Source organism: Leptospira borgpetersenii serovar Javanica, from assembly GCF_003046425.1.
GTDB lineage: Bacteria > Spirochaetota > Leptospiria > Leptospirales > Leptospiraceae > Leptospira > Leptospira borgpetersenii.
Map to the genome: position 1 here is coordinate 15,001 of NZ_QAJG01000023.1, position 11,928 is coordinate 26,928.

The 11,928-nt window shown below is 40.3% G+C and carries 10 protein-coding genes and 2 pseudogenes; 5 read left to right on the top strand and 7 right to left on the bottom strand.

Annotation, left to right across the window (positions count from 1 at the left end):
* The first annotated feature begins 138 nt into the window (after positions 1–138).
* Entirely contained in the window at positions 139–2,097 is a 1,959-nt protein-coding gene (ftsH, locus tag CLV95_RS15040; protein WP_002723524.1) for an ATP-dependent zinc metalloprotease FtsH, read from the top strand.
* The gene (locus CLV95_RS15045) at positions 2,094–2,564 is read left to right on the top strand and encodes an EVE domain-containing protein (protein WP_002723514.1); all 471 of its coding nucleotides are present in this window, start codon (positions 2,094–2,096) and stop codon (positions 2,562–2,564) included. Before ftsH ends, CLV95_RS15045 begins: the two co-directional genes overlap by 4 nt.
* 430 nt (positions 2,565–2,994) lie before the next feature.
* On the opposite strand, the gene CLV95_RS15050 is transcribed toward CLV95_RS15045, so the two are convergent.
* Complete coding sequence (locus CLV95_RS15050; RefSeq protein WP_026054852.1) at positions 2,995–3,369, bottom strand: hypothetical protein; 375 nt, start codon at positions 3,367–3,369, stop codon at positions 2,995–2,997.
* A gap of 357 nt (positions 3,370–3,726) precedes the next feature.
* Here CLV95_RS15050 and CLV95_RS19670 point away from each other — a divergent pair.
* The 3 genes and pseudogenes from CLV95_RS19670 to CLV95_RS19505 form a co-directional block, all read left to right on the top strand.
* Positions 3,727–3,930 (top strand): annotated as a pseudogene (locus CLV95_RS19670) (DUF1877 family protein); the annotation flags it as partial.
* A 101-nt stretch (positions 3,931–4,031) separates the two neighbouring features.
* Positions 4,032–4,313, top strand: a pseudogene (locus tag CLV95_RS19675) (DUF1877 family protein); the annotation flags it as partial.
* A gap of 185 nt (positions 4,314–4,498) precedes the next feature.
* On the top strand, positions 4,499–4,693 hold the full coding sequence (locus CLV95_RS19505; RefSeq protein ID WP_230456561.1) for a hypothetical protein: 195 nt from the start codon (positions 4,499–4,501) through the stop codon (positions 4,691–4,693).
* 178 nt (positions 4,694–4,871) lie between these two features.
* Here CLV95_RS19505 and CLV95_RS15065 read toward each other — a convergent pair whose 3' ends face one another.
* From CLV95_RS15065 to CLV95_RS15100, 6 genes are all read right to left on the bottom strand, one after another.
* Complete coding sequence (locus tag CLV95_RS15065) at positions 4,872–6,368, bottom strand: polyamine aminopropyltransferase (protein ID WP_002734094.1); 1,497 nt, start codon at positions 6,366–6,368, stop codon at positions 4,872–4,874.
* A 6-nt stretch (positions 6,369–6,374) separates the two neighbouring features.
* Positions 6,375–6,569, bottom strand: a complete 195-nt coding sequence (locus tag CLV95_RS15070; protein WP_002723544.1) for a hypothetical protein — start codon at positions 6,567–6,569, stop codon at positions 6,375–6,377.
* Positions 6,570–6,988: 419 nt separating this feature from the next.
* A complete protein-coding gene (locus CLV95_RS15080; protein ID WP_002734203.1) occupies positions 6,989–9,019 on the bottom strand; it encodes a DUF4178 domain-containing protein in 2,031 nt (676 codons plus the stop codon).
* A gap of 370 nt (positions 9,020–9,389) precedes the next feature.
* A complete protein-coding gene (locus tag CLV95_RS15085) occupies positions 9,390–10,199 on the bottom strand; it encodes an adhesin OmpL37 family surface protein (RefSeq protein ID WP_016748964.1) in 810 nt (269 codons plus the stop codon).
* 589 nt (positions 10,200–10,788) lie between these two features.
* On the bottom strand, positions 10,789–11,169 hold the full coding sequence (locus tag CLV95_RS15095) for a PilZ domain-containing protein (protein WP_002734252.1): 381 nt from the start codon (positions 11,167–11,169) through the stop codon (positions 10,789–10,791).
* Positions 11,170–11,172: 3 nt separating this feature from the next.
* On the bottom strand, positions 11,173–11,925 hold the full coding sequence (locus CLV95_RS15100) for an NRDE family protein (RefSeq protein ID WP_002723527.1): 753 nt from the start codon (positions 11,923–11,925) through the stop codon (positions 11,173–11,175).
* Between the last annotated feature and the right edge of the window lie 3 nt (positions 11,926–11,928).

Sequence of the window (11,928 nt, forward strand, 5' to 3'; positions counted from 1 at the left end):
ATTTTCATTACTTCGAATTCCTTTTAACGGTTTCGATCAATTCTTCCTTGCCTTTTTAGAGAAACATGAAATTCTATCGGAAGGAACCTCTTGCCTGTTTGTCGTTTCTCACAGGTGTCTAAGTTATAGGAGAACTCCATGAACAAAAATTTAAAAAATGTATTTTTCGTTTTAATCATTATGATGGTCGTTTTGATCATCGCTTACAACTATGAAAATAACGCAGGCGCAACCAAGGATATCTCCTATTCCGACTTTTTGAATATGCTCGAGCCCGTAGAAGGGAAAAAACCTCTCGGCAAACTATATAAAGGAAACGTTGACAAATACAACAAAATCCAAATCGAAAAAGACGTAATCGAAGGTTTCTACATCCCTTCCGAATATTTGGAATCCAAAACTGCAAAACCGGTAAAATTCAGAACGACAGTCGCTCCTTTAGACAAAGATCTGATCGCTTCTTTAAGAAAAGCTAACGTATCCTTTGACGCTCGCTCTGCGGAAGAAGGAAAATTCTGGAGTGTGATCGGAAGCAATATTCTTCTCATCGTGATTTTGATCGGTCTCTTCTGGTTTATCATGATGAGACAAATTCAATCCACCGGAAACAAAGCGTTCTCCTTCGGAAAATCCAAAGCGAAGATGACGATGGATCCGAAGGTAAAAATCACCTTTGAAGATGTTGCAGGCTGCGAGGAAGCAAAGGAGGAATTGGTCGAAATTATCGAATTTCTCAAAGACCCTAAAAAATTTCACGCGATCGGAGCGAGAATTCCCACCGGTGTTTTGTTAGTCGGTCCCCCCGGTACCGGTAAAACCCTGCTCGCAAGAGCCGTCGCGGGGGAAGCCGGAGTTCCGTTTTTTTCGATTTCCGGTTCGGACTTCGTGGAAATGTTCGTGGGTGTTGGAGCTTCCAGAGTGAGAGACCTTTTCGATCAAGGTAAGAAAAATTCTCCCTGTATTATTTTTATCGACGAGATCGACGCAGTTGGTCGTTTGAGAGGAGCCGGACTCGGCGGCGGTCACGACGAAAGAGAACAGACGCTCAATCAGATGCTCGTAGAAATGGACGGTTTTGAAAAGAACGAAGGTGTGATCGTAATGGCGGCGACCAACCGCGCGGATGTTTTGGATCCTGCGCTTCTCCGTCCGGGTCGTTTTGATCGTCAGGTGATGGTGGACCTTCCGGACATCAAAGGAAGAGAGGAAATTTTGAAGGTACATTCCCGCAAAGTTCCGATGACCAGCGATATTTCCCTTCATTCGATCGCGAGAGGAACTCCGGGTTTTACGGGAGCGGATCTTGCCAACCTTATCAACGAAGGTGCGTTACTCGCCGCTCGTAAGAATAAGAAAAGGGTTACTCAAGAAGAATTAGAAGAAGCCCGTGATAAAGTTATGATGGGTCCCGAAAGAAAGTCCTTCTTCATATCCGAAAAGGAAAAAGAAGTCATCGCCTATCACGAAGCGGGTCATGCGATTTTAGGCACTCTTCTTCCTTACACAGAACCTGTTCACAAGGTTACGATCATTCCAAGGGGACGTGCACTCGGATTAACTCAGTCTCTTCCAAAAGAAGACAAACACATTCTTCCTAAAACATATTGGCTCGACCAGATCATAGTGGCGATGGGAGGATTTATCGCCGAAGAATTCAAGTTCGGCGTCACTTCTACGGGATCCAGCAACGACATTCAACAAGCTTCGAACATCGCACGCAAAATGGTCTGCGAATGGGGGATGTCCGAGAAACTCGGAACCGTAAATTATAGTGGAGATCAGACCAACGTGTTTATCGGAAGAGATATGGGACACAGTAGTAAATATTATTCCGAAGAATTTGCGGCAATGATCGACAAAGAAGTTCGCGAAATTATTCAAACTTGTCTCAACAAAGGACGGGATTTAGTCCGTAAAAATGCTTCCAAATTTGAAGGTTTAGCGAAAGCGCTTCTTGCCAAAGAAACGATTTCTCACGAGGAGCTGATGACGATCGTACATCCGGCCAACGAAGAAGGCGCCAAAAAAAAACCGGAAAAAACCGTAAAATCTAAAAAGCAAAACGGTATTAAAGCCAATCCAGCTTACAACGAATGAAACATTGGCTGTTTAAAACAGAACCAGATGTCTTTTCGATAGACGATTTATATAAGGCACCTTCTCGTATTGCCCCTTGGGAAGGGGTTAGAAATTATCAGGCTCGTAATTTCTTACGTGATAGTATTCAAAAAGGAGATTTAATTCTCTTTTATCATAGTAGGATAAATCCCCTTTCCATCGTAGGAATTGCGGAGGTCGCAAAACCCGGTTATCCGGATCATTTCGCTTTCGACCCTTCCCACAAATATTTCGATCCTAAAAGTAAACCCGAAAATCCGACTTGGTATATGGTGGATATTAAATTCAAAAAAAAGTTTCCCGAACCTGTTACGACGGAAGAAATGAAAAAGCACAAACAATTGAAGAATATGGTGCTTTTACAAAAAGGGTCTCGCCTTTCGATTCAACCTGTTTCCCCAACGGAGTTTCAGTTCATTCTAAGACTTGCAGATGTGAAACTTTGACTCAAAGTTTAAGAACTTGTCCCAAAACTGTCTTCTGTGGGAGCGGTATTGCCGCGACACTGTCCTCAGTCCTCTGAATGTAGGAGTTCCTACGGATCATGGCTCTTTGATAATTTACGGGCTTTCGAACAGATTGTATTGTTCGTGCACTCTTGTCGGAGTTCTTACGATTCCAAGGTTTTGGGACAAGTTCTAAGTCTCTGTGTAAAATATTGTTTTAACGATTATTCTCAAACTAAAAATTCATTTTAGAACCCGTCTCAAAACCTTAGGAATGTAAGGAGCTATTACAATTTTAAACTACAGGAAAAACCTTCAATACGACGGTTTCTGTGGGAACCCCACGTTTTTTAAAAACTTGCCGGATCGTTTAAAGATATTTTTCTTTAGGTTTTGAGACGGGTTCTTATAGGAATTCTCCAGTTAAAACTTATTTTTTGAGTCCTTTCAAATAAACGATTAATTCCGGAGAAACCTGAATCGGTCTTTTACGATATGTTTTCTTATATTCCTTCTTAAACTCCTTATGACAGGATTTACAGGATTGTTCATAATCTTTTGTCTTCAAAGCTTCTTGAGAGATTTCAGTCCACTTCGCTTTTTGTTCGTCGAGCGCGAAGTTTGGAATTTCTGTTAGGATTTTTTCGATATATTCCGGCTTTCCTTTTTTCGCGGCTTTAACGGCAGGTTTCGTATACTCTTCCATAAAATCGTGAACCGTCATAGTTTCTACTTTTCTTTCAGGCTGCGCCGAAAGGGTAAAAGTAATCAGAACGGATAATGTAACAACAGAAACTGTGAAAATATAAGGTTCTGTCCCAAAACTGGGACAGAACCTTGCAGCTTGATCTTTCTGATAAAGCAGAAAACTAAAGTGTGTCGCTCTCTCTAAGAATCGCTTCCGCAGGTTTTGGGACGCGCTGTTAATTGTTTTTTTCATTCAAATCCTCGTGTAATCAGCGCAAGAATTTCCGCGCTTTTTCGTTTTGAAACTTTTATAATTTCTAAATTACAAAACGGTTCGATCTTTATCTAAATATAGATTTCTTATTCTACGTATTTGTTTTCAAGTTTATTTAGATTTTCATCATAAAGAATTCTGTCAATCTCAGAAGAATCAAGGTTGGAGAATGAAAAGGAAAACACAAGGAGTGAATGCAGAATGTCGATGATCGGATGTTTTCTAATGGTTACGGAGTCTACGTTGGAAGATATAGTCCGACACCCGAAAAAAATAGAAGATTTTGTATATAGCGAGGAAGAGGATCCTCAAACGCCGGATCCTCATTGTGACGTTGACAAAGCCTGGCAGATCATTCATTTTCTGTTGACCGAAAATTCTTACGAAGGTTCACCTCCGGAGAAGGAAAGTCATATTTAGAGTCTGTCCCAAAACGTAGGAACAATTGCAGCGATCCGCGAGGATTCCGATAAAATCGAATGGTTTTGGGACACGCTCTTAGCAAAAACATTTTTTCTGACGAGATTAATTTTGGATACGGCCCTGCAAGTTTTTTAAATGTTGCGGAAGTGAAAGAAGTTCATCGTTTTTTGCAAGCGCTTTCCGCCGAAGAGCTTTGGAGTCGTTTCGATCGGGAAGCCATTCGAAAAGTAAACGTGTATCCGGAAAACTACTGGACCGGAGATGAAGAAGATCGGGAATATGTAACGAACCATTATTTCGATCTTGTCGATTTTTATGCGCGTGCCTCTGAGAATAATTTGTGTGTGATTCAATACATCAGTTGAGCAAGAAAGGAAATATTAGAAAATTAAATTTTCAGAATATATGGAATTTTTCCATAAAATCCAGAAATGTAGGAACTCATACAATTTTAAACCCCGAAAATGATCCGACAAAAAGTTTATGAATCTTTAATGAAGTATAATTTGCGGGAACTCTCACCAGATTTTACGACGAGTTTTAAACTATTATACGCTACGGGAGTAAATTACCAAATGGTGAAAAAATCGAAATTTCTTTAGACGAAGTGAAAAGACTATTTGAATTTTTGAAAAGAGTTCACGATTGGATGCATCAATCTCTGCACTATCAAAATTCGGAATTTATTGAAAAGTTTATTAGAGTTGTTGAAAAATTAATTCTCTGTCCGTTTCTGCTTCGTTGAAATGGATGTTTAAAGCAGTTTTGTTAATCCGAATCATGGAATTTTTCAACAACTCTATTACTGAAAATTGCCACGAAGTAAAAAAACTCTACTATCATATCGTTTGGAATTAGTTGCCGAAAGGAATTCAGAACAAAATCGAAAAAAATTAGATTTTATTACCCGATTCCCTTCCTTTTCAATCCAGGATTCGATTCCACTCCCGGTCATAGTATCGAACAAGTGCTTGATTATTCAGTCGATTGATATCCACCGGAATTCGAGACATGTCCTGAGGAAAAACCTGGATAGATTCAAGTTCTTGAATATTCAAAAACCTAAGATGTTCCGGAAACTCTTTTCGGAATCGAATCGGCTTTTGACCCGCCAGAACAAACCCCCATTCTCCGAAAGAGGGAACGTAAACGTGCAGAGGAAGTGTATGAAAACCTAAAAAAGCGATTGTTCTTTCGATGCACCAATACGAAGAACGGGCAAAAAGAGGCGATGTGGATTGTATTTCGAGAACGGACGTTTCATTCATTCTTCTTTTTAACGTATGAAAAAACGCCGTGGTATAAAGTTTTCCCAAGGAAAAATTACTCGGGTCCGGAAAATCAATGATGACCACATCGAAGATTTGTTCGTTTTCCTCCAACCAAATGAATGCGTCCGTATTGATCACTTTCACTTTAGGATCCCTTAAACTTTCCTCGTTAAGCTCCTTTAAAAACTCGTGTTCGGCAAACAAGTCAGTAACCGTCGGATCCAAGTCGACTAACGTAATCGATTCTACATTTCTGTGTTTCAGAATCTCCCTCACGGCAAGCCCGTCCCCTCCTCCCAAAACCAATACTCTTTTAGGAGCTGGGTGTGCAAGTAACGCTGGATGAACCAGCGTTTCGTGATAACGATATTCATCCCTGGATGAAAATTGAAGATGTCCATTTAAAAAAAGTCGAATTTCGTTTTTCCAGCGTGTCACGATGATCCTCTGAAACCGAGATTGTTTCGAAAGTATGATCTCATCCGTGTATAAGGATTCCTCACTGTAATGTGTGATCAAATCGGAAAAGGAAAATCCTAGGATCAAAAGCGTTAATACGACAACGGATTGCGCTCGCAGCAAAATCATTCTGGAATGTTTAAGAGGAAGCACCCAAGTTCCCCAAACCGCCACTCCTGCATTCAAAATTCCGAATAGAAATCCGGTTCTTATCAAACCTAACTTAGGCGCGAAGAAAATCGGAAATAAAATCGATGCGAGCAACGCACCTACGTAATCCAAACTCAAAACCCTCGAGACGAGTTCCTTGAATTGCAGTTCTTTTTTCAAGATTCTTAACAAAACCGGTATTTCAAGTCCTACCAAAACTCCGATTAAAATCACAAGCAAAAACAACGGAATCTGAAAGTACCGAATTTGCGCGAAACTCAAATAAAGAATCGCCGAACCGAAACCGCCTACAAGTCCGATTGCAAGTTCGATTTCCAAAAATTTAGGAATCAGGTCCTTTTCCATATACTTGGATAACCAGGAACCTACCCCCATAGAAAACAAATACGTTCCTATGATGAGAGAGAATTGTGTGACCGTTTCCCCGAGTAGATACGACGCAACCGTCCCAGCTAACAGCTCGTAAATGAGACCGCAAGAAGATATGATAAGAACCGAAATATAAAGCGCTGTTTGCAAACGGGCCTACTTTCCCCCGGAATATCTCATAAAATTCGTATAGTGAGAGCGATATACTCCCGGATTCTCCCGCACGGTCTTAGGAACATTTTCCACCTCATCCACATCTTTGGAACCTCCTCCATAAAAGTTCGTATACGTGAGATAACCGGAGATCCCAAGTACGTAGGCGGGGTATAAAAGCCGTTTTATTAAATTCATGAAACTATCCTTTTGATTTTGTCATAGATGATGGAAAAGATACGATTTCGGTACATTCAAAATATTTTAAGAAAGCGGATAGTTTTTTTAGAATTGTACCAAAGCCCGAAAAGAAATCAGCTACAATCGTTCCGTAAATTCGTAACAAAACGTAAGAGTTTTCACAAATTGGATGGTTTATGGACTTTCTAACAGACTTCATTGTTGTTAAACTCTTACTAGTAGTTCCTACATTTGAGGTTTCGGGACGACAATCATCTTTCGGTAAATCCTATCAAAGTGCAGTAATTTCCATAGATTACTTCTCTTTACTAATTTATAAATTTTCAAATAACTTCTTTTGTTTAATACTCGATTTCCGCAGGAGTTTCCACATTCTGAGCTTTTGGGATGACAAATTTTTAGTTTGTATATTTTTTTTAGTCGTCATCATAATCGGAATCATTTTCAAAATTACCCGGTGCAAAATCGCTGTTTTCGTTCCTCGAAGCCTCGAACGAAAAACTTCTAAAAAGAGAATAAGGAACAGGCAACCAAATAGCGAGTAGAAAAAGGAAATAATACACCGATTGATCTACGTCTCTTGTGATGCTCAGAGATACATTCGCTCCACTCCCTTTTGGAAAATCCGATTCGGATTCCAGTCTGAGATAGTATTCTCCCGCAGGGACTTCTCCGATAATAATACTTGCCGATCTATCGCCTTCCGACCAACTTTCCCCGTCTTCGTAACCTTCGTAATAACTGATTTCAAGTCCTGTATCGTAGGCAATATCCGTCTTCGTATTGATCAGCGCTAAAGAATAGTAGATGTAGTGATTGGAAAGATCGGGAACGCTCATTTTGATTTGAACATTCTGTCTATCGCCGCCTTCCAATTGAAAGGTTTCTGTTACGAAAGAAGCATCGGTCGTTCCGCCCAAAGCAGGATTTCGAACATAAACAAGGTCCTTTTTGAAAACTTCCTTATCCTGTGCGCTCCAACAAAAACCGATTTGAACGACAAGCATGATTACGGAAAGCCAAGAGGCAATTTTTACGTTTCGCTTTCGAATTTTGGTAAACGGATTCGGTTGGGCCGCACCGATTCCTTCCGGAACGGGAAGTTCCACTTCTCCCTGAATCGACTTTTTGAGTTCATCCACTGGAATATATTCGCCGATCGACCAGAATAGTTCGTTTTGGGTTCTTTCCGAAGAAAGCATTTTCGGAGGCGCGATAAAATCCGCAAGTTCCGCACGATCCCCCGAGCGAATTTTATAATAGAATTCTCCAAACGCGAAATCGATTCCGGCAGTCGAAGAATTAAACAACTTATATTCCTCTTTTTGAAAGTGTTTTTTCGGAGGATAAGAGCCGTCTACCGTCCTCGGAACAAAAGGAACCGGCTCGAAAACAGTCCAATGCCCGTTAGTCTCGTTCAACCAATAATAACCGCCGGTATAATGAAGTAGATATTCGGTCCAAGGAAAAGTTTGTCCCTCTGCATGAACCGATTTTTTGACAACTCCAAGAACTTCACATTCCTTACCTTTGAGAGTAAGTTTAATTCCGAGCGGGAGAAAAATCCTATCTTTGATAATTTCCTGAAATTTGGAAAGAATCGTCAGCTCTTCCGTACTTGTATCCATTACGGTTCCGCAATATTCGCAAGCGACCGCTTTCGAAAAGTCCGGACTTCTCTGACTTAAAGAAGCGCCGCACCCCAAACATTGAATCGCTTTCGCTTCCTGAAGCTTTTGAAAACCGGTAAATGCTTTCGGATCCCTGAGATTGGCAAATTGAATTTGATCGAAACTGTAAAGCATCCCTTTAAAATACAAAGGAGGAGCATGAGAATAATCTAATGTAGCGAACCATCCCTGATCCGTGGCCAAATCCAAAAGAACCGAGGTGGAACCGGTTTGAAAACCGACGGGTAGTTCCCCTTCTCCCCCGATACAAGTTGCGAGACCGATCTCACGGATCATCCAAAGTTCGTCGCCGAGTCGAAGTGTATCTCCGGCTCTCAGAAGTTGTTTGGAAGTATGAGAAGAAATAAAATAAACATCCGGCGGAGAATCCAAATTTTGAATCGGATCGTGCTCCGGAAAAACGTCGTTTTCAGAAACGGGGTTAAGCTGTGTGATCATGAACTGACCCTGCGCTTCCGCAAGCCACATGGATTTACCATCGGGAGAAATCGCGTGCCATTCATTCCAGGTTCCCAAACTGTATTTTTGCTGAATTCTTCCGACGATCCGAAAGGAGATTCCGTCTATCGTTTTGCCCGAAGTTCCGATTTGAATCGGAGAAAGATCGGACACAAGGTCTCCGACTTTGCCTAAATTTTCGAGAGATTGATTTTTTTGAAGAGTTAAAGTCCTGCAGTTCGGGCAGACTCCATAAATCGAAACTTTACTTTGGAATGATACGGGCGCTCCACAATTGGGACAACTCAGTTCTAACACAAGAATCGTTTGTATCTAGGTAAGAAATCCTTGTCATCTGAATTTCTAAATAAGAGATCGGAAAAATTCGGAAATGTAGGCCAGAATCGAAAGCGCCGATCTAAGAAACCACAAGTTTTGTCTTAATATTTCGCTTAAGCCACCGGAACAAACCGAAGATAAGGCAGATCATACTCGATCCTATAGCGTTAGGGATATGTTGATTCACTCGATCGACCCTTCGTACACTAACTATCGTAAGATTGAGTTGATCGTCCCCCATTTCAAAATTCAAATTTTCCAACAAATTCTAAACCGGGAACAACCATCACACTTTTTCAAATTCATCGTAATATCTCTCGAACCCAAACGTGTTATTGTCTATTCTCGATCAGCGCTTCGCATTTTTTCTAGTTCTCGAATACGCCGGGTCGATATCGCTTAAAGGTTTTTCCAATTCTTCCAAAGCCGGATTCCTCCAATAGGTATCGTAAAGATTTTCACCGGAATACGTATAAAAGTAGTTGTCAAAGTGGATCTTTGCAAACTCGTCTTTGCGGGAAAACATAGCTCTATTGATTTCGTTCAGAATCCCTAAAAAATCTTCCTTTTCAGGATCGGGAGGAAAATCGGAAAGATATTCCATAGAAAGAAGAACCACATACTTCCTGGATTGTTTGAGTAATTTTAAAGATTCATAAAGTAATTCCAATTTGATCGTCTGCAGGTACGGTCTCGTATTGTCGGCGATGATTTTCTTTTGTTCCGCCACGGCTAATTCTCTATAACCCAATTCGAGATGTTTTTTCGGTTTGGCTTCGGTTCCTCGAACTACTTGTTGTCCGAGAGAATTCAATTCGCTTCGGATCGTTTTGTTGCCCGCTTCGATCAAGTCGGAATAAAGAATCACGAGTAGATCCTGAGTGCGTTTGAGTTCGGAATATGATCTTTCCAGATCGAATTGAAAGTATAGCTGATTGGTTTCCACATGATGTTGAACGACCCGTTTATAAAGAGCTTTATCCGACTCCGAACCCAAATTGGAGATAGAACTATTCAATGCCCGAATTAGGAACTCATTCGTTTTGAGCCCCCTTTCCACCCGAACGAGATGAGTCGCGGAATTGCTCGCATAGTCGGCAAAAATGGAACACGGAAGTGATAGAGCAACACAGATCGTAATTCCCAATGCCGTTCTCATACATCTATTTTCGGGAATCTTAAGTAAGGAATTCAATCGAATTATGAATAACAGGGATTTTACTTTTCTGAAAATTATGTCCGCAAGTCATCTTACAAATTGAAACAAGTATGCCGAGGCGATGTTCGATTTAAGCCTCGAATAAACCTCCAAAATCATAATAAGAAATACTTTAAAAAAATCTTACGTTTGTCCTCCATTCCACAATGGATTTCCTAAATATTCATAAAATAAAATATACTAAAATAAGTAGATCCGTTCTATTTTTACATTTTACTCATCTCTACATAATAGAGTGTCTAAAATTCTTCATCAAACGCGGGATTTATGCTCAAATTAAAAGAAAAAATGCAAAGGACTTGCAGGAAGTTTTTTCGCAAAGATATAGAAGCATTGCACCGAATCCAGAATGTCGGCTTTTTGAAGAAAACTGACGCTCTAACTTTTGGAACAAACTCATTACGGAATTCTTTTCATGCGCCCGAGTAGTAAGATTGAATGAAGGCATATATTAAAATACGAAAAATAATATTTTTTAGAAGTTTGTCGGGCCGTTTAGAGATATTTTTTTAAGGTTTTGAGACCGACTCTAATTCGACTTTTTTTCTTTTCCGAAGAACTTTCCATGGATGAATTCTTGAATTTCAATTCTATGCTTATCCGTAATTCCTACAAATATGCCGTTCACTTTTTTTCCGGAAGAACGGATGATTTTCGTTTCAAGAATTAGATTTTTACCGTTGATTCTCATATGAAGATGAATACGGTCTCCTTCAAACATGGTTGTTCTGGAATTCAAAGCCACTCCGCCGGTTCCGATATCCAAAATAGTAACCGGATGTTTTTCTTGTTTCCCTTTGATCGAAATTTCCGCACCTAAAGTGACTTTTATCCGCGCATTTTTTCTTTTTTGAAGCGATGGATCCCTATATTCAAAAGAATCCCTAAATAAAGAATTCGCATTGACCATATATTATAATTCATTTGTACGATGAAAATTCGTCAAAGTTAAATTAAAAATTCCCGGTTCGGACGATTCACAAGGCTGGCCTTCCTGATATGTAATCGTATATTCATTTTCTCGAAGTACGATTTCCGTTTTGGAAACCGTATGAGCATCCCTTCTGTGCATACAAGGCGAAAGCGCCCCTTTTTCAGGTAAATGAGAAGTGAGAAAATTTTTGGATAATTTCAGAAATTCATCCACGTCAGGAAGAAACCCTAAAGCGTAATTCTCCTGAAACACAACTTCCCTAGAAATCTGAGCTTTCGCTCCTTGTGTAAAGGAACTTCCGAGGATTTGAAACGTATCGGTATATGAAGTCGGCGTAAAATTTTTTCCATCCCATATGAAAACTTCAGTTTTCTCCAGAGAGATCCTCAAAAGTTTGAACGGATAAAAATTTTCGAGATCCTCCGACTTGAGGGATTCAGGTTTAACTTCGTTTAACAAACAAGACCGAACAAGCAAACCCCTACTTGTGGGGTTTCTTAAAAGTTTTAGGGTCGCCTCGTAAAAATTCAAAAGGCAAAAAATTTCCTTTGATGAATTAACGCCGATCCAGGTCCCGCCGTAATCCCCATCCAAAGGAGCGATCGCAAAAGTCGGACCGTTTCCTAACCTCGTAGGGACCGAAGAAGGTTTTCTCTTTACGGACTCGTCTCTGTTGAATCCTATACCGAAAATTTTTCGATCGGGGTTCCTATAAATAATCGCAGTGCACATGAT

Coding starts and splice junctions, on each gene's coding strand:
- CLV95_RS15070 (WP_002723544.1), bottom strand. CDS start 6,569: ATGAATTTAATAAAACGGCTTTTATACCCCGCCTACGTACTTGGGATC.
- ftsH (WP_002723524.1), top strand. CDS start 139: ATGAACAAAAATTTAAAAAATGTATTTTTCGTTTTAATCATTATGATG.
- CLV95_RS15100 (WP_002723527.1), bottom strand. CDS start 11,925: ATGTGCACTGCGATTATTTATAGGAACCCCGATCGAAAAATTTTCGGT.
- CLV95_RS15045 (WP_002723514.1), top strand. CDS start 2,094: ATGAAACATTGGCTGTTTAAAACAGAACCAGATGTCTTTTCGATAGAC.
- CLV95_RS15085 (WP_016748964.1), bottom strand. CDS start 10,199: ATGAGAACGGCATTGGGAATTACGATCTGTGTTGCTCTATCACTTCCG.
- CLV95_RS15095 (WP_002734252.1), bottom strand. CDS start 11,169: ATGGTCAATGCGAATTCTTTATTTAGGGATTCTTTTGAATATAGGGAT.